Genomic DNA, 20,848 nt, shown 5'->3' on the forward strand with positions numbered 1-20,848 from the left:
CTCACTCCTTGGGCGTCTTCTTGGTGGGGCGCGCCGGCAGCAGCGCCCAGGCGCGCAGCACGGCATAGCTGCGCCAGGGTTTCCAGGGTTCGGACGCAGCCTCGGCCGCACGCGCGGGCTGCGGCGCATCGCGCACGCCCAGCGCGTTGTGCAGCGCCACGTCGCCGGCCGGGAAGGCGTCGGGCCAGCGCAGCGCGCGCATGGCGATGTACTGCGCCGTCCAGTCGCCGATGCCTGGCAGGGCCTTGAGCGCGGCGATGGCGGCCGGCACGTCGCCGCCGGGCTGCAGGTTCAGCCCACCGGCCACGGCTTGGGACAGCGCCACGATGGCGGCCTGGCGCTGGCGCACGATGCCCAGGCCGCCCAGGGCGTCGCCGGCGGCATCGCCGAGATCGGCCAGCGCCTGCGGCGCGGGGAACAGGTGGGTGAGGCCGGGTTCCGGCGTGGCGATGGGCTGGCCAAAGCGCGTGACCAGGCGGCTGGCCAGCGTGCGCGCGGCCGCCACCGTGATCTGCTGGCCCAGCACGGCGCGCACGGCCAGCTCGTAGCCGTCCATGCAGCCGGGCACGCGCAGGCCGGCGCCATCCGGAAAGCGGCCGCCCAGCACGGCGTGGATGGCCTCGGGGTCGGCGTCCAGGTCGAGCAGCACGCGCACGCGCCGGATCACCAGCGGCAGCATGGCACGCAGGCTGTCGGACACGCGCAGCAGCAGCTGGTGGCGCTCGGGCGCGAAGGCCATGTGCAGCCAGCCCTCGTGCCGCTGCCCGCCGGCCTGCAAGGCCAGCGTGCGCGCGATGCCGGGGGCCGCGGCATCGGGGCCGGCCACCGTCTCCATGCCCGGGATCTGCCGCGCCGCGAAGAAGGCCAGCATGGCCTGCCAGTCGTAGGGCGGGCGGTAGCCCAGCCGCACCTGGCTGCCCTGGCCTTCGCGCTGGCCGCCGGCGCGGCGCAGGGCGGCCGGGTTGAGCCCGTAGTGCGCGACGAAAGCCGCATTGAAGCGGCGCAGGCTGTGGAAGCCGCTGGCCTGGGCCACCTGGGCGACGGGCAGGTCGGTGTCGGCCAGCAACTGCTTGGCCGCGAGCAGCCGGCGCGTCTGCAGGTACTGCAGCGGCGACACGCCGAACTGCGCCTCGAAGATGCGGCGCACGTGCCGGTCGGACACGCCGAGCCGCTCGGCCAGCGCCTGCACCGTGGGGCCGGCCTCGGGCCAGGCGTCGGGCGCGTCCAGCAGCCGCGCGGCCTGTTGCGCGAGGATGCTCGACGCGTCCTGCGTGGACCAGGGCAGCGCCTGCGGCGCCAGTTCGGGCCGGCAGCGCAGGCAGGGCCGAAAGCCTGCCCGCTCGGCCTGGGCGGCGTGCTCGAAGAAGCGGCAGTTCTCGCGCCGCGGCGTCTTCACGCTGCACACCGGCCGGCAGTAGATGCCGGTGCTGGTCACGCCGGTGAAGAAGCGGCCGTCGAAGCGCGCGTCGCGGGCCACCAGCGCGCGGTAGCGGGCGGTGTCGAGCGGGTCGCCGGGGGAGGGGGTGGACGGGGCCATGGCCGGGATCATAGGGGGCGGGCGCTCACTCGACTCGCCGTTTTCGGACATGTGCCTCGACAGGGACCGACAGCGCCGCGGGAAGCCGGCCGACAGCCGAGGTGGCGGCGCGGCGGCACCATGGCGGCCGAAGGAAGGATGCCTGCCATGACCACCGACAACCACTATTGCGTGACCGCCGTGCGCTACCAGAACCAGCAACTGACCGCCGTGCAGCTCGGGCATGGCGACGGCAGCGGTCCCTGGCAGCAGGAGCCGCATGCGGTCACGGTCGACCAGGTGGTCGCCCGCATCGACGCGGGCGACCGGGTCCACGCCTTGCTGCGCGATGGTGCGCAGGTGACGCTCGGCCCGCGCCTGAAGGTCCTGGAGGGTGGGGGCGGCGGCCGCTCGCTGGCCCTGGACAACAGCCCCAGCGACTGCCTGGAGCTGGCCGACCTGGAGCGCTTCTGACCATGCAGCGCAAGCCCCTGAACCATGTGCAGTACCTGGCCGAACTGAACCAGCGGCTGTGGGCCGATCCGGAGTTCTCCGAGGGCATGGCCTTCCGGATCTACCCCGACGGCAAGATCGCGGGCCATTTGCGCGATGCCTGCGACGTGGGCAGCTGCTGCATTCCTGCGGTGTTCGCCCGCATCGAGCAGTCCGTGGCGCGCGAGTTCACGCTCGCGGCGCCGGCGGTGGCACCGCCCGTCGCCGAAAGCATGCTGGCATAGCGGGCGCCACGCGCCGCCGGGCGCCTAGACTCGGGGCCTTCGCTTCGCTCGCCAAGGAGACCCGCATGTACAAGCAGATCCTGGTTCCCGTGGATGGCTCGCAGACCGCCCTGGCCGCGCTGCGCCATGCCGTGGAACTGGCCCGCGCATTCCAGGCCGAACTGTTCGTCGTCCACGTGATCGACATCTACCCCTTTTTGGGCATGGCCACGGACACCGCCGTGGGCCAGGCCGAGTACCTGTCTGCCGCCAACGCCAATGCCGAAGGTGCATTGCGCGCGGCGGTGGCCGTGGTCGAGGCCGCCGGCGTGCCCTGCGAGTCGGCCACCATCGAAGGCCATGCGGCCGAAGAAGGCATCCTGCAGGCGGCCGGCACCTGCGGCGCCGATCTCATCGTGATGGGCTCGCACGGCCGGCGCGGCATCGAGAAGCTGCTGCTGGGCAGCGTCACGCAGCGGGTGCTGCAGAACGCGCGTGTGCCGGTGATGGTGGTGCGCGGCAGCGAGGCCTGACACCGCGGGCCGGGCCAGCGGCCGTGGCACCATCGGCGCCCCACCACCTGCCAGAGGAGCGCCATGTCCGCCGATGTCACCCTGCATGCCACCCTGGGCGCCACGCCCTACGCTGTCGAATTCCGCGACGAGGCCGGCCACCGCTGGAGCGGCGACGAGCCCGCGGTGCAGGGCGGCGGCGACACCGGCCCCACGCCGCACGCGCTGCTGCTGTCCAGCCTGGGCGCCTGCACGGCCATCACGCTGAAGATGTTCGCGGCGCGCAAGCAGTGGCCGCTGGAGGGCGTCGAGGTCGCCCTGACACTGCGTGCCGCCACGCCGGCCTCGCCCGGCACCGACATCGCGCGCAGCATCACGCTGCAGGGCCCGCTCGATGCGGCCCAGCGCGAGCGCCTGCTGGCCGTGGCCAATGCCTGCCCGATCCACAAGGTGCTGACGGGCGAGGTGCGCATCGCGACGGCGCTGGCCTAGCCGGTCCCGGGCCGCCCGGGAGTGCGCCACTAGCCCGCAGCGGCCTGCGCCAGTTCCCCCGCCACGGCCACGACCAGCTCGCGCAGCCAGCGGTGCGCAGGATCGTCGCGGTAGCGCACATGCCAGGCCATCTGCACCGGAAAGCTGCCCAGGTCCACGGGCGCGGGAAGCACCTTGAGCCGCGCGTCGCCGGCCAGGCGGCGGCAGATCTGGCGCGGCAGCGTGGCGCAGTAGTCGGTCACGGCCACGAGCTCGGGGATGGCCAGAAAGTGCGTCACCGAGACCGCCACCTCGCGCTTGAGCTGCGCACGCTCGAGCCTCTGGAACAGCCCGGCGCGCAGCCGGCCCGGCGGCAGCATGTTCACGTGCTTGAGCCGCTCGTACTGTCGGCGCGTGATGCGCGCGCCGACCTCGGGGTGGTCGGCCCGCACCACGCAGGCCAGGCCGTCGTCCATGAGGTGCTGCACGACCAGGTTGTCGGGCGGGTCGGTGATGCGGCCGAACACCATGGCGGTGGCGCCCGAGACCACGCCGGTCTCGGCCAGGTCGGCGCCGTAGGGCGTGAGTCGCAGCCGGATGCCGGGCGCCAGCGCGCGCAGCCGCGCCACCAGCGCGGGCACCAGCACGTACTCCACATAGCTGTTCGGCGCGATGGTGACCAGGCGCTGCGCGCTGGCCGGGTCGAAGGCCTGTTGGCCGCGCACCAGGCCGTCGACCGTGGCCAGCGCCTCGGCGATGGCCGGGGCCAGTTCTTCGGCCTTGGGCGTGGGCTGCATGCCGTAACGCTCGCGGATGAACAAGGGGTCCTGCAGCAGCGCGCGCAGCCGCGTGAGCGCGTTCGACAGCGCCGGCTGCGTGATGCCCAGGCGCTCGGCCGCGCGTGTCACGCTGCGCTCTTCCATGAGGGCCAGGAAGACGGGCAGCAGGTTCAGGTCGTAGCGCATCCAGATATGTTGCTTGAAGAATATCTGGAATTCAACGAATAAATTGGATGAATGTGCTACGGCGCTCCAAACTTCGCTCCATCCCATTTCAACGGAGCTGCACCATGACCACCGACACCCTGTTCACCCCCACCCGCCTGGGCGCCATCGCCGTGAAGAACCGCATCGCCATGGCCCCGCTGACGCGCTCGCGCGCCGGCATGGACGGCGTGCCCTCGCCGCTGGCCGCCCGCTACTACGCCCAGCGTGCCTCGGCCGGCCTGCTGATCGCCGAGGCCACCAACATCTCGCGCCAGGCGCGCGGCTATGCCTTCACGCCCGGGCTGTACACCGACGCACAGGTGGCCGGCTGGAAGCAGGTGACCGAGGCCGTGCACGCGGCCGGCGGCCGCATCGTGGTGCAGCTGTGGCACGTGGGCCGCATGTCGCACACCAGCCTGCAGGAAGACGGCGCCGCGCCCGTGGCGCCCTCGGCCTTGCAGGCCGGCGGCAAGGTCTTCACCGAAGCCGGCTTCGAGACACCCTCGGCGCCGCGCGCGCTCGAACTGCACGAGATCGCCGCCATCGTCGAGGACTACCGCCAGGCCGCCGTGCGTGCCAAGGCGGCCGGCTTCGACGGCGTGGAGGTGCACGCCGCCAACGGCTACCTGCTCGAGCAGTTCCTGCGCGACAGCACCAACCGGCGTACCGACCGCTACGGCGGCTCCATCGAGAACCGTGCCCGCCTCACGCTGGAAGTGGTCGAGGCGGTGGCCGGCGTGTGGGGCGCGGACCGCGTGGGCCTGCGCCTGTCGCCGCTGTCCACCGCCATCGGCGAGACGCCGCTGGACAGCCAGCCGCAGCAGACGCACGGCTACCTCGCCAGCCGCCTTGGCGCACTGGGCATGGCCTACCTGCATGTGGTGGAAGGCCAGATGCATGCCGAAGATGGCACCAGCCGCTTCGACAACGCGGCCCTGCGCCAGGCCTTCGGCGGCGCCTACATCGCCAACAACGGCTACGACCGCGAGCGCGCCATCGCCGCCACGGCCTCGGGCCATGCCGACATGGTGGCCTTCGGCCGCGATTACATCGGCAACCCGGATCTGGTGGAACGGCTGCAGCACGGCCTGCCGCTGTTCAACGCCCCGGCCGCGGGGTACTTCGGCGGCGGCGCCGAGGGCTATACCGAGTTCAGCGTGGCCCAGGCCGCGTGAAGCGCCCCCATTCCCTGGAGAACACCATGGCACTCAAGGACCTTCTGCCCGGCCCGCTGGGCTTCGGCACCGCCCCGCTGGGCAACATGTTCCGCGCCATCCCCGAGGCCGAGGCGCGCGCCACCGTGGACGCGGCCTGGGACGACGGCATCCGCTACTTCGACAACGCGCCGTTCTACGGCGCGGGCCTCGCGGAGATCCGCATGGGCGAAGCGCTGGCCGGGCGGCCGCGCGGCGAGTACGTGGTCAGCACCAAGGTGGGCCGTCTGGTGCTCGACGAGCTGGAGAACGTGGCCGCGCGCGACCAGGGCGAGAAAGGCGGCGTGTTCCTGCACGGCCGGCCGAACCGCGTCGTCAATGACTACTCCGAGGACGCCACGCTGCGCTCCATCGAGGACAGCTTGAAGCGCCTGAAGACCGACCGCATCGAGATCGCCTGGGTGCACGACGTTGCGCAGGACTTCTACGGCGACGAATGGCTCAGCGTGTTCGAGACCGCGCGCAAGGGCGCCTTCAAGGCCCTGGACCGGCTGCGCGACGAGGGCGTCATCCAGGCCTGGGGCCTGGGCGTGAACCGCGTCGAGCCGATCGAGTTGCTGCTGGAGCTGCAGGGCCCGCGGCCGGACGGCTTCCTGCTCGCGGGCCGCTACACGCTGCTGGACCACGGCCGCGCGCTGCAGCGCGTGATGCCCAGGGTGGCCGAGCGCGGCCTGTCCATCGTGGTCGGCGGGCCCTACAGTTCGGGCGCGCTGGTCGGTGGGCCGAACTTCGAGTACGCGCCGGCCACGCCCGCCATTCTCGCCAAGGTCGCCGCGATCAAGGCCGTCGCCGACCGCCATGGCGTGTCCATGAAGGCGGCGGGCCTGCAGTTCGCGCTGGCCCATCCGGCCGTGGCCGCGGTGATCCCGGGCGCGAGCCGGCCCGAGCGCATCGCCGAGGACCGCGCTGCGCTGCAACTGGCCGTGCCGGTGGATTTCTGGCGTGCGCTGCGTGCGGGTGGGCTGGTGCATGCCGATGCGCCGCTGCCGTCGGGCGCCTGACGCCTCAGGGTGGCGTGCGGCTCGGCGGCTTGTCCCGACCTGCTGTGGACATCCCTGGGGACAGCGGCTGGACGGCGCCGCCAAAGCAAGGCCCCATGCGGCCCGGCGCTGCGCTGCCTCTTTTTCGAGCAGCGACCGGCGGCCGGCCGGACAGCGTGCTGTCCCACACACGCGGATGCCGACGGCGAGTAGTCTGCCGCTCTGCAGGCGGAAGAGCCCGCCGTCCACCCGATCTCTCAAGGAGCAGCGCATGACCCGATCCAGACAGCACACCGAGGCGGAGCCCGCCGCAGCCACGCCCGGCGCGGACGCGCCGGCGCAGCAGCAACAGCAGCAGGGCGTGCCCGCCGATGCGTCGCGCGAGCAACGCATCCGCGAGGCCGCCTATGCTGCCGCCGAGCGCCGCGGCTTCGCGCCTGGCCACGAGGTCGACGACTGGCTCGAAGCCGAGCGGCAGACGGGCGCGTCGGCGCCGTAGCCTCCCGCAGCGAGGGCGCGCCGGGCGGCAGGCCGCAGCCGCCTCGCGCAGCTCAATGGAGCTTGAAAAAGCCGTGCCGCTCAGCCAGCAGCGTGAGGATGCGGCGCGGGTCGGACACGAAGTGCCTGCCGTTCACGGTCTGCGCATCCGCCGGCGGTGGCAGGCCGTCGCCGAAGATCAGCACGGGCAGGCTCTGGTGGTCGGCATCGAGCGCGGCCACCACGGCGGCGCGCGGCCGGGTGAAGGCCACACGCTCCACGTCCAGCTGCGCGCCGCGCGTCGGGTCGGTGGACAGCAGGCCCTCGATGGGCAGGCAGTCGATGCAGACGAACTGCTCGCCCGGGTACTTGGCGTCGCTGAAGCCGGGCTGCAGCAGGATCAGGCGGTCGTTGGCCATGGCGTGCGCCTCAGCGGTTGGGCTGCGGCGTGGTGCGCAGGTAGGGCCGCACGGCGGTGTAGCCCTTGGGGAAGCGCTCGGCCAGCTCCTGGGGGTCCTGCAGGCTGGGCAGGATGACCACGTCGTCGCCATCCTTCCAGTTGGCCGGCGTGGCGACCTTGTGGCTGTCGGTCAGCTGCAGCGAGTCGATCACACGCAGGATCTCGTCGAAGTTGCGACCGGTGCTGGCCGGGTAGGTGATGGTGGCGCGCACCACCTTCTTCGGGTCGATGATGAACACGCTGCGCACGGTCGCCGTGGCCGAGGCGTTGGGGTGGATCAGGTCGTAGAGTTCGGACACCTTGCGATCGGCATCGGCCAGGATCGGGAACTGCACCGAGGTCTTCTGCGTCTCGTCGATGTCGGCGATCCACTGCCGGTGCTTGTCGACCGGGTCGACGCTGATGGCGATGGGCTTGACGCCGCGCCTGGCGAACTCGCCCGACAGCGCGGCGGTCTTGCCGAGTTCGGTGGTGCACACCGGTGTGAAGTCGGCCGGGTGCGAGAACAGCACGACCCAGTCGTTGCCGGCCCAGTGATGGAACTGGATGGTGCCCAGGCTGGATTGCTGTTCGAAGTCGGGGGCGGTGTCGCCCAATCGAAGGGTGGCCAAGGGGGATGCTCCTGAAGATGGGGAATCCATTCTGGGGAGCGGGGCGGCGGTGGCCAACGAAGCTTTGTTTGGATGCTTAGCTGCGGCGCGCATATGGCGGGGAGAGCGCGCGCGGCCGTTGCGGACGCGCGCCGTCAAGGCCGTTTACTTGCCGCAGCTGCCCGGTTGTGCCAAGCCTAGCTTGACCACATCGTCCTTGGCTTGCTCTTCCGGGATTTGTTCCAGGTCGGCCCCGCCCACGAACGCGCCAAGCTTGATGTACTGGCGGATAAAGTAGTTCTTGCCAGCTTCCATGAACACTTCCAGGGCGTTGGGCGAGAACTCCGATTCCGTTTCGATCTTGTGCTTCTGGCCGCCTTCGACCTGCGTATAGAAGAACACATCGGATGCGCTCTCGCCCAGGCACTTGCCATCCACCCAAATGTCCTTCTTGAGTGCCTTGCCGACGAAGCTGTTGCGGTAAACGTAGAGCCCGGAGTTGCCGGCGCTCGGGGCATTGAACTGCTTGGCCTTGTCGGATGCCTCCTTGCTGGCCATGTTGACGGAAGCGCATCCTGTCAACGCCAGGGCGGACAGTGCAAGCACGGTGATGTTGTGGTTGATCTTCATTGTGTGGATCTTGTGAAGGCCCATGGGCTGTGGGCAGCCCGATGGCGAGCCGTCTCGTTTGCTGCATCGCGTGGTGCGTGAGCGGGCGCGATTGTGCACGTTGTTTCGACACGTAACTGCACAGAACGCCTGGAGGATTCGACCCGCCCGCCATTCTGATCAAGCTGTCCAAAAGACCGCCGGGGCAACGAGGTATGCGGTGGGGGTCATTGGTGTCGCGGGGACCCCGCCTCGTGCCTTCGGAAGAAGCGAGCGCCATGTCCGCGCTGCGACGCGCGCGCCAGCGAAGAACGGGAGGCGTTGAACCGGAGCGCACACGTGGTGGTGTTCGATCCGGCATCCGTCGATGCCGGCCGCCGCGCGTGCCGCCAGCGTTGCCTACGAGCGTCCAGCCTGCGATGCAAGCGTGCCCAGCACACTCAAGGCCAACAGCACGCCACCGGCCCGCAGCAGCCGCACGATGCGCGTGGGCGCATAGGTCAGCGTGAGCACCACGGCCAGCGCCGCCACCGTCATCGCGCCGAACCAGAACACCCAGCCCTGGGCGCTGCCGTAGCCCGCGATGGCGGCCCACAGCGACAGCGCCAGGCCGAGCGCCCCACCCAGCTGCATCCAGCGCCGCAGCGCCACCGACGGCGTGTTGCCGCGGCCTTTGTAGTCCTCGTAGTGTCGGTCCATCGCCAGGCTCAGCGCCGAGAAGCCCGTCAGCGCGGCCGAGAAGGCCAGCAGCGTCTTCATCGGCCGGCTCTCGCGGTCTCGAGCCGCGGCTCGACCGCCAGCACGCTGGCCTCGGCCTTGGCAGCCGCCGCGCGCGGCTTGGCGGCCGGCTTGCGCTTGCCCACGTACCACGCGGCCGCCAGCAGGCCCGCGCCCAGCGCGAACGCGGTCAGGTCGAATCCGGCGATGCGCCATTCGCCTGCCGGCAGGCTCGCGAGCAGGCCCATGCCGCCGCTCAAAGGGTTCAGCACCGGTAGCAGCGCGAACAGCAGGCCGCCCAGCGCCAGCTGGACCTGCCACATGCGCCTGGCCGGCCAGGCCAGGCCGGCCACGGCCGCCAGGCCCCAGGCCCAGAAGAAGCAGGCGATCTCGGTGGCGGGGCGCTCCGCGATGCCCACGGGCACGAAGCGGTTGGCCCAGAAGAACACGGCCATGGCCAGCGGCAGGCCGGCAATGGCGCCCAGGTTGAGGCCATCGACCAGGCCCAGGCCGAAGCCCACGCGGCCGCCCTTGGCGAGCGCCTTGGCGTATTTCTGGCGCTCCTTGACGGACCACAGCAGCAGGCCCGTTGCCACCATCACGCAGCCGGCCACGCCCGAGGCGAAGAACAGCCAGCGCAGGAGCGGGTGCGCGAAGCGGCCGATGTGCAGGCCGTAGAGCACGCCGCGCGTGTCCGAGGCCGGCGCGATGTCCTCGCCGGCACGGCCCAGCAGCTGGCCGCTGGCGCCATCGAAGGTGACCGAGCTCTGGTTGGCCGAGAGCTTGCCACTCTCCTGCCGGTACAGCGTCACGCGGGCCGTGGCGTCACCGGGGTTGCTGATGACGACGCGGCTGACGGCCGCGCCATGCCAGGCCGTGCTGGCCTCGCGCATGAGGGCGTCCACGGGCACCAGCGGCGCCGCCACGCCGGCGGGCTTCTGGTTGCTGAAACCCGCGGACGAGGGGAAGACCTCCGCGATGAAGGCCTGGCGGTCGTTCTTGTAGACGGCCTCCTGGCCCCAGGGCATGTACAGGAACATCAGCGTGACCAGCCCGGTGTAGGTGATCATGAGGTGGTAGGGCAGGGCCAGCACGGCGGTGGCGTTGTGCGCATCGAGCCAGGAGCGCTGGCCCTTCTTCGGCCGGAAGGTGAAGAAGTCCTTGAAGATGCGCTTGTGCGTGACGATGCCGCTGACGATGGCCACCAGCATGAACATGGCGCAGCAGCCCACGATCCAGCGGCCCCAGATCGCCGACATGTAGTGCAGGTCGAAGTGCAGGCGGTAGAAGAAGTCGCCGCCGCGCGTCTCGCGCGGGGCCGCCACGGGCCGGCCCGTCGCCGGATCCAGCGTGGCCGATGCGAAGCGGGCACGGCGCGGGCGCTCGTCCGCGCGCGGCGCGGAGGCGGCCGTGGCCGGCGGCGGCACCGTCCATCCCGTGCGCAGCAGTGGCTCGCGCTCGCTGGGCAGCTCGATGGTCCAGCGCGGGCTGCCGGCCGCCTTGTCCTGCAGATGCTGCAGCGCCAATGCCACGGCTTGTTCGGGTACGGCCGGCGGGGCCGCGGTGCCCGCGTGCAGCTCGGGCTTCATCCACAGGCTGATCTCGTCGCGGAAGTAGGCCGAGGTGCCGGCGGCGAACACCATGAACAGCACCCAGCCGACCAAGAGGCCCGACCAGGTGTGCAGCCAGGCCATGGATTGGCGAAAGCCTTCCTTCATGCCGCGGCTCCCGCGCGTTGCGCCAGCCACAGGCCGCTGGCCAGCAGCAGCGCGGGCAGGGCCAGGCCGCCCCAGGCGCGCCAGGCGCTGCGCGCCGCGAAGGCCCACAGCACGGCGCAGGTATAGACGACGAAAGAGGCCAATGTGCCCGTGATCACCGCCTCGGCGCGGTGCAGCGGCAGGTACAGCGCCACGGCCGTGGCGGCCAGGGCCGACAGCGCGTAGCCGCCGCCGACGGCGGCCAGGGCACGCGAGGCCACCGCGAGGCGGTAGCGCGCGCCGATCTTTTCCTTCGACATCCCTCGTCTTCCTTCGGCCTCGGTCGGGCCGGATGGGCCCGGCACGGCGGGCTGGCGGGGAACAGGTTTCCCCGGAAGCGGGCGATGTTAAATGAAAACTACTCGCAACTGAGGGGTTGCGCTGGTAAAGATACTGCTCACACCGCGTCGGTCAGCACCACGCGGTTGCGTCCGCCGTGCTTGGCCTCGTACAGCGCGCGGTCGGCCGCTTGCAGCAGGTGGTCCAGGCTGGCGTTGGCCGGCTGGCTCACGCTGGCGCCGATGCTGACCGTGAACCCGGTGGTGCGGCCCTGGCCGAGGTCCACGGCGGCCTCGGCGCAGGCCTGGCGCACGCGCTCGGCGACCTCGCGCGTGCGCGCGGGGTCGGCATCGGGCAGCAGCACGGCGAACTCCTCGCCGCCCAGCCGCCCGAGCAGCAGGGGCCCTTCGGGCAGGCGGTCGGCGACGAGGTTGGCTGCCAGGATGATGACCTGGTCGCCCACGGCATGGCCGTAGGTATCGTTCACGCTTTTGAAGCGGTCGATGTCCAGCACCAGCAGACCCACGCTGCGGCGTGCCGCGCGGGCGCTCCGCAGTGCCTTGCCGGCCTGTTCGGCAAAGGCGCGGCGGTTCATGGTGCCGGTCATCGGGTCGTGCTCGGCCATGTGACGCAGCTGCGCCATCAGGATGCGGTTGGCGGCCATGGCACTGGCCACGGCCAGCGGCGAGATGGCGATCAGCGTCACGCCCAGGCGCACCGACATCAGCATGGCCGGTGATTCGATCTGCACCGCGGTGTCGAGCACGCCCTTGGAGATCGCCACCAGCGTCCAGGCGGTGGTCAGCAGGGACAGCACCGCGGTGGGAAAGACGCCATAGCGCATGCCGCACCACAGCAGTGCCGGCACCGGGAAGGCCACGGCCCCGGGCCCGCCGACGAGCAAGGCGGCCGCCATCGAGGCCAGCAGGGCCAGCAGCGGCGCAGCCCGGCGCAGCGGCGGCATGCTCTTGCGCCACTGGCGCACCACCTCGCGGTGCTGCGCGGTGGGGATGCTCAGCACGGCCGGCAGGATGGTGAAGTAGTTCAGCAGTTCGCTGGCAAACCAGGCCAGGCCGGACTCCAGGGCCGTGCCGCCGAAGGCCACCGGCCCGACGAGGCTGCCGGCCAGGCCGCCCGCCACAGAGGCCAGGGCCGCGATCGCCAGCAGCTGCAGCACGCCGGCCGCGCCGAGGAGCTTGCGTGCGTCGGCACCGAAGGGCTGTGCCAGCATCAGGTAGCCGGTCAGCACGCTGGCGAAATTGGTGAGCGTCAGCAGCACGGAAATCGGCAGCGCGTCGCCGACGATGAAGCCGGCCAACAGGTGGCCGACGCAGGCACCGACCCAGCCGGCCGCCGTGTCCAGCCGCGGAAAGCGGATGAACAGGCCCAACAGCAACGCATTGGCGGGCCAGAACACGGCCAGCTGGCCGGCCAGGCGGGTCCAGACGCCGAACACGCAGACTGTCGCCATGATGGCCGCGACCAGCGCCCCCCCCGCCAGCAGCTGCGCCGGGGTCGCAGGCACAGCCGGGATGCTCGACTCCAGCTTTTGCGGACGGGTCAGCTTGTCGCGTTGGGAGTTCATGGTCTGCATTGCGTCTCCCTGCTTTTGTGGGGGCGGGTAGGCGCGCAAGCGTGCCAGTCAACGCAAATTGTTGCAGATGTCAGCGCCTGTCCGGTCGGGAATTTGTGAATATCGGACATCGAATCGGCCGACGATGGCCCTTGACCGGCCGAAATGCTGCGCGCCGGGCAGCGTTGGGCCGTCCGTCACCCCGTCACTCAGTCCACCGTGGCCCCTGAAGCCTTGACGATGCGCTCCCATTTGGCGAGCTCGCTGCGCGCGTAGTCGGCGAACGCGGCGGGGGTGTTGCCCACGGGCTCGGCGCCCAGCCCGGCCAGGCGCTCGCGCACGGCCGGCTGGCGCACGATCTGGGCGATCTCCTGCGACACGCGCTGGACGATCTCGGCCGGCGTGTGCGGCGGCGCCCAGACGCCGTACCAGGTGCTGATGGCGTAGCCGGGCACGCCCGACTCGGCGATGGTCGGCACGTCCGGCAGCGCGCTCGCGCGCTTGGCCGTGGTCACGGCGATGGCGCGCAGCTTGCCGGCGCGGATCTGGCCGATGCTGGAGGGCATGGAGTCGAACATCAGCTGCGTCTGCCCGCCGATCACGTCGGCCAGCGCCGGGCCGCTGCCCTTGTACGGCACGTGCTGCATCTGCACGCCGGTGGCGATCTTGAAGGCCTCGCCGGCCAGGTGCGGCGCGGCGGCGTTGCCCGAGGACGCGAAGTTGAGCCGGTTCGGATCGGCCTTGGCTGCGGCGACCACGTCCTGCACGGTGTTGAATCCCAGCGAGGGCGCGGCCACCAGCACCAGCGGCACGTCGGCGATCAGGCTCACGGGCGCGAAATCGCGGATCGCGTCGTAGGGTGGCTTCTTGTACAGGCTGGGGTTGATGACGTGGATGGACGCGTTGACCAGCAGCGTGTAGCCGTCGGGCGGCGCCTTGGCCACGATGTCGGCGCCGATCATGCCGCTGGCGCCGGGCTTGTTGTCCACCACCACGCTCTGGCCGAGCCGGCCCTCGAGCTGCTGGGCCACGATGCGGCCCAGGATGTCGGTCGGCCCGCCCGGCGGGTACGGGATGACCATGCGGATGGGCTTGCTGGGCCAGGCCTGGGCCTGTGCCTGGGGCGCCATGCCGCTGGCCGTGGCCAGCAGCAGTGCGGACAGCGTGCGACGGTTCATGCGTTGTCTCCTCGTTGTGGGCTGTTCAGCCTTGCACGGCGATGCCGTCTTGCTCCAGCGCGGCGATCTCGTCGGCCGCGTAGCCGATGTCATGGAGCACAGCCCGCGTGTGCTGGCCCGTCGCCGGTGCGGGCGGGATCGGGCCGCCGCGCGGCGTGCCGGGCAGGTAGGGCATGGGCAGCGGCTCATAGGGCGGCTGCGCGAGCCGGCCGAAGGTGCCCTGGTGCCGCATCTGCGGGTGGTCGCGGAACTGCGCGTAGTCCTGCACTTCGGCGCACAGCACGTCGGCCGCCTCCAGCGTGGCGATCCAGTGCGCACTGGGCTGCTGCGCGAGCTGCTCGGCGATGGCCGCATTGAGGGCCGCGGCGTTGCGGCCGCGCGCGGGGTTGTCGCGGTAGTCCGGGTCGCCGCGCCAGCCGTCGCGGCCCAGCGCGGTGCACAGCCGCTCCCACATGTCCTGGCGCAGCACCAGCAGCGTGATGAAGCCGTCCTGCGTGCGGAACACGCCCGAAGGCACGGCCGTCGGCGGCGCCTGCCGGCCCGCGAACAGCGCGCTCTCGTAGAGTGGTGCGGCCTGGAAGGCGGCGCAGCATTCGGCCAACGAGATCCGCACATGGCGCCCGCGGCCCGTGCGGCTGCGCGCGTAGAGCGCGGCGCCCAGGGCCTGGGTGGCGTACAGCGCCGAGACCGTGTCGGGCACCAGCATGCCGATGCGGCGCGGCCGGCCGTCGGCCTCGCGGTTGAGCATGGCCAGGCCCGTGTAGGCCTGCAGCACGGAGTCGGTGCCGGGCTTGTCGACCCAGGGGCCGCTGGCGCCGAAGCCCGAGATCGACAGATAGACCAGGCCCGGGTGGCGCGTGCAGAGCGAGGCCGCATCCAGCCTCAGCCGGGCCATCACGCCCGGCCGGAAGTTCTCGACCAGCACATCGGCCTGCGCGGCGAGGCGCTCGATGGCAGCGCGGCCGGGCGGCTTGCGCGCATCGATGCACAGCGAGCGCTTGCCCAGGTTGCTGGCCACGGCGAGCGGTGTCATGCCGCCTTCGCCGCCGCCCATCACGCGGATCCAGTCGCCGCCGGGCGGCTCGACCTTGACCACTTCCGCACCCTGCAGGGCGAGCAGCGCGGCGCAGTAGGGGCCGGCCACGCCCTGGCTCATGTCGAGCACGCGCAGGCCGGTGTATGCCTGTTCTTCCAACATCATTCGACCTTCACGCCGGTGGCCGCGACCACCTTCTTCCACTTGGCGATCTCGGCCGCGATCTGGCGGCCGAACGCGTCGGGCGCATTCGCCACGGGTGCTGCACCCATCTCCTGCAGGCGCTGTGCCGCGGCGCTCTGGCGCAGCAACTCGGCCACGCCGCGTTGCAACTGTTCGACGATGGGTGAGGGCGTGCCGGCCGGCGCCAGCAGGCCGAACCAGGCGCTGGCCTCGTAGCCCGGCACGCCGCTCTCGGCCACGGTGGGGATGTCGGGCGTGCCGGGCCAGCGCTGCGCCGTGGTGACGGCCAGCGCGCGGATGCGGCCGGACTGGATGTGGGCCATGGACGAGGGCAGGTTGTCCACGCCCACCGGGATCTGGCCGCCGATCAAATCGGTCAGCATGGGGCCGCCGCCCTTGTACGGGATGTGGACCATGTCGACGCCGGCCATCATCTTGAGCAGCTCCACGCTCATGTGCGGCGAGCCACCCGCGCTCGTGGAGCCGAAGCTCAGCTTGCCAGGCTGCGCGCGTGCCATGGCCAGCAGCTCGGCCAGGGTCTTGACCGGCAGGGCCGCGTTGACGGTGATGACGTTGGGCGTGCTGGCCACGCAGGTGATGGGCGCGAAGTCGGCCAGCGGGTCGTAGGGCAGGGCCTTGTTCAGCGCGCTGTTGATGCCGTGCGAGCTGATCGTGGCCATGACCAGCGTGTAGCCGTCGGCCGGCGACTTGGCCACGGCCAGCGAACCGATGGCGCCGCTCGCGCCGGCCCGGTTCTCGACCGTGAAGCTCTGGCCGAGCCTCTCGCCCAGGCCGGCGGCGACCAGGCGGGCCAGCAGGTCGGTCGTGCCGCCGGGCGGATAGGGCACGATCAGGCGCACGGGCTTGCTGGGATAGGCCGCCTGGGCCAGCGCGGGCGCGGCCGCCAGCGCGGCCAGGCCGTGCAGGGCGGTGCGGCGCTTCATGCGGGTGCCCCTTCGGAGTGGTTGCGCAGCGTGCCCATCAGCGTCTCCGGCACCGTGATCGGAAAGCGCAGCAGCGCAGCCGACATGGCCTTGCCGTACTGGTCCAGCGCGAGGCTGCGAGAAACGCCGCCGCCCAGCGCGCCGTGCGCGACGAAGTTGATCGCATGCAGGCCGTCGACCGGGTAGCGCAGCACCTCGCCCGTGATGGCGCCTTGGTAAAAGGCCTTCACCTTCTCGGCGGTCAACTGCTCGACCAGCAGCGGGTACAGCGCGGGCTCGTAGGCGAACACGCCGATGTTGACGGTGTTGCCCTTGTCGCCGGAGCGGCAGTGGGCCAAGTGTTGGAGCATCACATCCATGGTCAGCTTTCGATGTAGGTGATGACGGGCTGGATCGCCTCGCGCGGCACCAGCGTGGACCACACGCCGATGACCTCGCGCGTGCGGTCCTGGTGCGGCACGCGCTTGCCCGTGTGGGCGATGCCCGAGACGGCCATGCCGTCGACCTCGCGGCCGACCTTGAGCGCCTCTTCCTTGGTCCGCGTGCGCGCGGCCACGCGCACTGCGATCTCGTAGGGCTCGGGCCAGTCCGCGGGCGTGGCCTTGCCATGCACCGCATTGAGCCCCAGGAAGTCGATGCGCAGGTCCTCGGCCTTCAGGCCCACGATGCGAAAGCGCTCCTCGAGGATGCGCTTGGCCAGTTGTGCGCGGCGCAGCGCGCCGGAGCCGGCGTAGAAGAACATGTCCTCGCCGATGAAGCCCTCGGTGCAGCCGACCGAGGCCTTGAGCGTGGGCGTGCGCGGCTTGCCACCGATGCCGGACACGCGCACGCGGTCGGGGCCAATCTGCTCCAGCCGGGTGGTCGTGAAGTCCACCACCACGTCGGGTGTGATGTAGTTGGCCGGGTCGTGCACCTCGTACAGCAGCTGTTCCTTGACCGTGCGCAGGTCGATCGCGCCGCCGGTGCCGGCGACCTTCTCGATCACGGCGCTGCCGTCGGCCGACACCTCGGCGATCGGGAAGCCGAAGTTCCAGGGGTCGGGCACTTCCTTGAAGCCGGGGTCGCTGAAGTAGCCGCCCGTGACCTGGGCGCCGCATTCGAGCAGGTGGCCGATGCCGTTGCCTGCGCCCAGGCGCGCATGGTCCAGCGCGTCCCAGCCGAACGCGGCCATCATGGGCGCCATGAACACCGAGGGGTCGGCCACGCGGCCCGTGACCACGATCTGCGCGCCCGCGCGCAGGGCCTCGGCGATGGGTTCCGCGCCCTGGTAGACCTCGGCCGAGATGATGCTGTCGGCCAGCGACGCGAGCGGCGCGCCGGTCTCCATGACGGTGTCGGCCAGCTGCGCGATGCGCTCGGTCACGAGGCTGCCGTCCACGGCCGCGATCTTCACGCCCTGGTGGCCCATTTCCCTGAGCAGCTCGGCGATGCGCGCCGCCGCGCCGCGTGGGTTGATCCAGCCCTGGTTGGAGACGATGCGCACGCCCTGCGCGATGCAGGCCGGCAGCACGGCGCGCATGCGGTCGTCCAGATAGGTGTCGTAGCCCGGGAAGGACGGATCGCGCCGCGCGCGCACCTGGGCCGCCGAGACCGTGGCCTCGGCCATGGTCTCGAAGCACAGGTAGTCGAGCCGGCCCTGTTCGGCGTTCAGCTGAGCCGGCTCGATGCGGTCGCCCCACCAGGCCGAGCCGGAGCCGATGCGGATGGTCTTGGTCATTCGGAATCCTTCAGTTCGATGAGCGCGTCGACGACGGTGGCGCCTTCGCCTGCAGGCGCCAGCAGCACGGGGTTGAGGTCGATGGACGCGATGCGGCCCTGGGCCGTCACGATGGTCTGGCCCACCTGCACGGCGATGCGCGCGAGCGCCTGCACGTCCAGCGGCGGGTCGCCGCGCGTGCCGGCCAGCAGCGGCGCGATGCGCAGCTTGCCCAGCGCGGCCACCACCTCGGCCTCGGTGAAGGGCGGCACCAGCAGTGCCACGTCGCGCATGGCCTCCACGTACTTGCCGCCGTCGCCCACGGCCACGACGGGGCCGAACTGCGGGTCGATGTGGGCGCCGACCATGGTCTCGTGCCGGCCGCGCTGCATGCGGGCGACCAGCACGCCGTCCTGCGCGGCGCCCATGGCGGCGAGCTTGTTCCATTGTTGCGTGAAGGTGGTGGCGACCGCGTCGGCGTCGATGAGGTTCAGCGCGACCAGGCCATGCTCGGACTTGTGCGGCACGTCGCGCGAGCAGGCCTTCACGGCGACCGGGCCGCCGAGTTCGGCGAAGGCGGCACGCGCTGCATCGGCCGTGCGGCACAGGCGGTGCGCGACCACCGGCACGCCTTGGGCGGCCAGCAGCGCAAGGCTGTCGGCTTCGTTGAGCAGACCGCTGGCGCCAGGCAGCGCAGGCGCGGGCAGTGCTTCAGCCTGCGGCTCCGGTTCGCGCAGCAGCGCCATGTGGTCGGCCACGTGCGCCAGCGCGCCCAGTGCTTCGTCTTCGTTCGCATAGGTCGCTACGCCCGCCGCACGAAACACAGCGGCCACGTTCTCCTGCCAGGCCGCCACGGCCACGGGCTTGCCGCTGGCCTGGGCAAACGCCGCGGTGTCGCGCGCGAAGCGTTCCACGTCGTAGCCCGCGCCCGAGACCGGGATGTGGATGAACACCATGTCGGCCGCATCGTCCTGCGCGAGCACGGGCAGCACCTCGCTGAACAGGCCGCTGTTGGACAGCAGCGCGGCCGTGATGTCGATCGGGTTGGTGGTGGTGGCGAAGCCCGGCAGCCGCGCCGCGAGTTCGCGCCGCGTGGTGTCCGACAGCGTGGCGATCTGCAGGCCATGCTGCTCGGCCGCGTCGGCCCCCATCACGCAGCTGGCGCCCGAGTTGCTGACGATGACCAAGCGCCTGCCGCGTGGCTGCCAGCCCTGCAGGTAGCCCGGTGCGGCCAGTGCCAGCGCATGGGGGTCTCTGACGCGCCAGATGCCGTGGCGGCGCAGGAAGGCATCGACCACGCGGTCTTCGTTGGCCAGCGATCCCGTGTGCGAGGACGCGGCCAGCGCGCCGCCTGCCGTGCGCCCGGCCTTCACGGCCACGATGGGCAGGCCGCGTTGGCGCGCATGGGCGGCGGTGGCGGCCAGCAGGGCAGGGCTGGCGATGTGCTCCAGGTACAGCAGCAGCAGCTTGACCTGCGGATCCTGCGCCACGGCCCAGGCCAGGTCGGCCACGCCCACGTCGGCCTCGTTGCCGGTGGCGTGCACGTGGCGCACGCCCAGGCCGCGCGCACGCAGCAGGCCGTAGACCATGGCGGCCATGCCACCGCTCTGGCTCACCACGGCGACGGGGCCATCGGCCGGCGGCATCTCGGTGAACAGCGTGGAGAAGCTCGCGATGGCGCCCGTGCCGAAGTTGGCCAGGCCCTGGGTGTTCGGGCCGACCAGGCGCATGCCGGCGGCGCGCGCCACGTCGCGCATGTGGTCCTGCTGGGCCTTGCCGGCCGTGCCGGTCTCGCCGAAGCCCGAGGCGATCACGACCGCGCAACGCACGCCGCGCGCGGCGCAATCTTCCACCGCGGCGATGGCCTGCTCGCCGGCCACGATGACGATGGCCATCTCGGGCACCTCGGGCAGCTCGGCCAGAGAGGAATAGCAGGCCAGGCCCTGCAGCTCGCGCCGGGCCGGGTTGATGGGGTAGAGCTTGCCGCGGTAACCCATGCGCTGCATGTAGGCGATGGGCCGGCCGCCGATCTTGTGCGGGTTCTCCGAGGCGCCGATGACGGCGATGGAAGCGGGGTTCAGCGCGGCGTGCAGGTGGTCAGTCATGGGAAGCTGGGCGGGCGTTTGTCGAGGAAGGCGGCGATGCCTTCGCCGCATTCGGGGCTGTACAGGCTGGCGACGAAGGCGTCGCGCTCGGCATCGAGCTGGGCGCGCTGCGTGCGGCCACGGGTGGCGTGCACGAGCTGCTTGATCTGGCGCTGCGCGGTGCGCGGGCCGGCCGCGAGGCGACTGGCCCATGCCAGCGCCTGCGCCACGGCGGTGCCGGGCGGCACGACGCGGTTGACCAGGCCCAGCGCATGCAGTCGCGCGGCCGTGGCCGGCTCGCCGTCCAGCAGCAGTTCCAGCGCGGCCTGGGACGGCAGTGCGCGGGCCAGGGCGTCCGAGCCGCCGCCGTCGGGGGACAAACCGATGCGCACATAGGACATCACGAAGCGCGCGTTCTCGGCGGCCACGAGCAGGTCGCAGCCCAGCGCGAGCGAGAAGCCGCCACCGGCCGCCGCGCCCTCGACCGCGGCGATCACGGGCAGCGGGCAGGCGCGCATGGCCTCGACCCAGTCGTGCAACGCGTCGAGGATCTGCAGCTGGCCTTCGGCCGGCTGCGCGCGCTGCTGCTGCAGCCGGCGCAGATCGCCGCCGCCGCAGAAGTGCGCGCCGTCGCCGCACAGCACGATGGCGCCCAGGCCTGCGTCCTGCGCCGCATCGCGGAAATGCTGGGTGGCCTGCGGGTACAGGCTGGGATGCAGCGCGTTGCGGGCCTCGGGCTGGCTGATGGTCAGCAGCAGCACGCGGCCGCGGCGCTCGGACAGCAGTTGCGCCGCCATGTCAGTGGCGCCCGGCCGCCAGCAGGCACTGACGTGCCCCCTCGGGGGGCAGCGGGCCGCGCGAAGCGGGGAA

The 20,848-nt window shown here is 71.6% G+C and carries 23 protein-coding genes; 7 read left to right on the forward strand and 16 right to left on the reverse strand.

What is annotated here, in order from left to right; genetic code table 11:
• Position 1: 1 nt before the first annotated feature.
• Positions 2–1,537, reverse strand: a complete 1,536-nt coding sequence (locus ASF45_RS23135; protein WP_156473150.1) for a DNA-3-methyladenine glycosylase 2 family protein — start codon at positions 1,535–1,537, stop codon at positions 2–4.
• Between the two features lie 147 nt (positions 1,538–1,684).
• On the opposite strand from ASF45_RS23135, the gene ASF45_RS23140 reads away from it, so the two are divergent.
• The 4 genes from ASF45_RS23140 to ASF45_RS23155 all read left to right on the forward strand — a co-directional run bounded on the left by ASF45_RS23140 (position 1,685) and on the right by ASF45_RS23155 (position 3,236).
• The gene (locus ASF45_RS23140) at positions 1,685–1,990 is read left to right on the forward strand and encodes a hypothetical protein (protein WP_056668522.1); all 306 of its coding nucleotides are present in this window, start codon (positions 1,685–1,687) and stop codon (positions 1,988–1,990) included.
• Positions 1,991–1,992: 2 nt separating this feature from the next.
• On the forward strand, positions 1,993–2,253 hold the full coding sequence (locus ASF45_RS23145; protein ID WP_056668525.1) for a hypothetical protein: 261 nt from the start codon (positions 1,993–1,995) through the stop codon (positions 2,251–2,253).
• Positions 2,254–2,318: 65 nt separating this feature from the next.
• The gene (locus ASF45_RS23150) at positions 2,319–2,765 is read left to right on the forward strand and encodes a universal stress protein (protein WP_056668528.1); all 447 of its coding nucleotides are present in this window, start codon (positions 2,319–2,321) and stop codon (positions 2,763–2,765) included.
• 63 nt (positions 2,766–2,828) lie between these two features.
• The gene (locus tag ASF45_RS23155; protein WP_056668531.1) at positions 2,829–3,236 is read left to right on the forward strand and encodes an OsmC family protein; all 408 of its coding nucleotides are present in this window, start codon (positions 2,829–2,831) and stop codon (positions 3,234–3,236) included.
• Between the two features lie 29 nt (positions 3,237–3,265).
• Here the strand turns inward: ASF45_RS23155 and ASF45_RS23160 are convergent, their stop codons facing one another.
• The gene (locus tag ASF45_RS23160) at positions 3,266–4,180 is read right to left on the reverse strand and encodes a LysR family transcriptional regulator (RefSeq protein ID WP_056668534.1); all 915 of its coding nucleotides are present in this window, start codon (positions 4,178–4,180) and stop codon (positions 3,266–3,268) included.
• Positions 4,181–4,284: 104 nt separating this feature from the next.
• Between ASF45_RS23160 and ASF45_RS23165 the strand changes: the two genes are divergently transcribed.
• The 3 genes from ASF45_RS23165 to ASF45_RS23175 all read left to right on the forward strand — a co-directional run bounded on the left by ASF45_RS23165 (position 4,285) and on the right by ASF45_RS23175 (position 6,894).
• Positions 4,285–5,376, forward strand: coding sequence for an alkene reductase (locus tag ASF45_RS23165; RefSeq protein WP_056668537.1), 1,092 nt, complete (start codon positions 4,285–4,287; stop codon positions 5,374–5,376).
• Positions 5,377–5,402: 26 nt separating this feature from the next.
• The gene (locus ASF45_RS23170; protein WP_056668540.1) at positions 5,403–6,416 is read left to right on the forward strand and encodes an aldo/keto reductase; all 1,014 of its coding nucleotides are present in this window, start codon (positions 5,403–5,405) and stop codon (positions 6,414–6,416) included.
• Positions 6,417–6,666: 250 nt separating this feature from the next.
• Positions 6,667–6,894, forward strand: coding sequence for a DUF2934 domain-containing protein (locus ASF45_RS23175; RefSeq protein WP_056668545.1), 228 nt, complete (start codon positions 6,667–6,669; stop codon positions 6,892–6,894).
• A 52-nt stretch (positions 6,895–6,946) separates the two neighbouring features.
• Here ASF45_RS23175 and ASF45_RS23180 read toward each other — a convergent pair whose 3' ends face one another.
• The 14 genes from ASF45_RS23180 to ASF45_RS23245 form a co-directional block, all read right to left on the reverse strand.
• Positions 6,947–7,291 carry a DUF3088 domain-containing protein gene (locus tag ASF45_RS23180; RefSeq protein WP_056668548.1) on the reverse strand — a complete coding sequence of 115 codons (345 nt, stop codon included), beginning with the start codon at positions 7,289–7,291 and terminating at the stop codon, positions 6,947–6,949.
• Between the two features lie 10 nt (positions 7,292–7,301).
• The gene (locus tag ASF45_RS23185) at positions 7,302–7,943 is read right to left on the reverse strand and encodes a peroxiredoxin (protein WP_056668551.1); all 642 of its coding nucleotides are present in this window, start codon (positions 7,941–7,943) and stop codon (positions 7,302–7,304) included.
• A 144-nt stretch (positions 7,944–8,087) separates the two neighbouring features.
• Positions 8,088–8,552, reverse strand: coding sequence for a DUF2846 domain-containing protein (locus ASF45_RS23190; protein ID WP_056668554.1), 465 nt, complete (start codon positions 8,550–8,552; stop codon positions 8,088–8,090).
• 378 nt (positions 8,553–8,930) lie between these two features.
• Positions 8,931–9,290 carry a DUF3325 domain-containing protein gene (locus tag ASF45_RS23195; RefSeq protein ID WP_056668558.1) on the reverse strand — a complete coding sequence of 120 codons (360 nt, stop codon included), beginning with the start codon at positions 9,288–9,290 and terminating at the stop codon, positions 8,931–8,933.
• On the reverse strand, positions 9,287–10,966 hold the full coding sequence (locus ASF45_RS23200; protein ID WP_056668561.1) for a PepSY-associated TM helix domain-containing protein: 1,680 nt from the start codon (positions 10,964–10,966) through the stop codon (positions 9,287–9,289). The genes ASF45_RS23195 and ASF45_RS23200 overlap by 4 nt, the downstream gene beginning before the upstream one ends.
• A complete protein-coding gene (locus tag ASF45_RS23205) occupies positions 10,963–11,265 on the reverse strand; it encodes a DUF3649 domain-containing protein (protein ID WP_056668563.1) in 303 nt (100 codons plus the stop codon). Before ASF45_RS23205 ends, ASF45_RS23200 begins: the two co-directional genes overlap by 4 nt.
• Positions 11,266–11,402: 137 nt before the next feature.
• Positions 11,403–12,869, reverse strand: coding sequence for a GGDEF domain-containing protein (locus ASF45_RS23210; protein WP_156473151.1), 1,467 nt, complete (start codon positions 12,867–12,869; stop codon positions 11,403–11,405).
• Positions 12,870–13,066: 197 nt separating this feature from the next.
• Positions 13,067–14,035 (reverse strand): tripartite tricarboxylate transporter substrate binding protein, encoded by a 969-nt coding sequence (locus ASF45_RS23215; protein WP_056668569.1) that lies wholly within the window; start codon positions 14,033–14,035, stop codon positions 13,067–13,069.
• Positions 14,036–14,060: 25 nt separating this feature from the next.
• Positions 14,061–15,233, reverse strand: a complete 1,173-nt coding sequence (locus ASF45_RS23220; protein WP_162244048.1) for a CaiB/BaiF CoA-transferase family protein — start codon at positions 15,231–15,233, stop codon at positions 14,061–14,063.
• A complete protein-coding gene (locus ASF45_RS23225) occupies positions 15,233–16,198 on the reverse strand; it encodes a tripartite tricarboxylate transporter substrate binding protein (protein WP_056668575.1) in 966 nt (321 codons plus the stop codon). The genes ASF45_RS23220 and ASF45_RS23225 overlap by 1 nt, the downstream gene beginning before the upstream one ends.
• The gene (locus ASF45_RS23230; RefSeq protein ID WP_056668578.1) at positions 16,195–16,557 is read right to left on the reverse strand and encodes a hypothetical protein; all 363 of its coding nucleotides are present in this window, start codon (positions 16,555–16,557) and stop codon (positions 16,195–16,197) included. The genes ASF45_RS23225 and ASF45_RS23230 overlap by 4 nt, the downstream gene beginning before the upstream one ends.
• A gap of 2 nt (positions 16,558–16,559) precedes the next feature.
• On the reverse strand, positions 16,560–17,915 hold the full coding sequence (locus tag ASF45_RS23235; RefSeq protein ID WP_056668582.1) for an acyclic terpene utilization AtuA family protein: 1,356 nt from the start codon (positions 17,913–17,915) through the stop codon (positions 16,560–16,562).
• Positions 17,912–19,999 carry an acetate--CoA ligase family protein gene (locus tag ASF45_RS23240; protein WP_056668586.1) on the reverse strand — a complete coding sequence of 696 codons (2,088 nt, stop codon included), beginning with the start codon at positions 19,997–19,999 and terminating at the stop codon, positions 17,912–17,914. The genes ASF45_RS23235 and ASF45_RS23240 overlap by 4 nt, the downstream gene beginning before the upstream one ends.
• Complete coding sequence (locus tag ASF45_RS23245; RefSeq protein WP_056668589.1) at positions 19,996–20,775, reverse strand: oxepin-CoA hydrolase, alternative type; 780 nt, start codon at positions 20,773–20,775, stop codon at positions 19,996–19,998. The genes ASF45_RS23240 and ASF45_RS23245 overlap by 4 nt, the downstream gene beginning before the upstream one ends.
• Between the last annotated feature and the right edge of the window lie 73 nt (positions 20,776–20,848).

The organism is Pseudorhodoferax sp. Leaf265 (assembly GCF_001422365.1).
Taxonomy (GTDB): Bacteria; Pseudomonadota; Gammaproteobacteria; order Burkholderiales; family Burkholderiaceae_C; genus Pseudorhodoferax.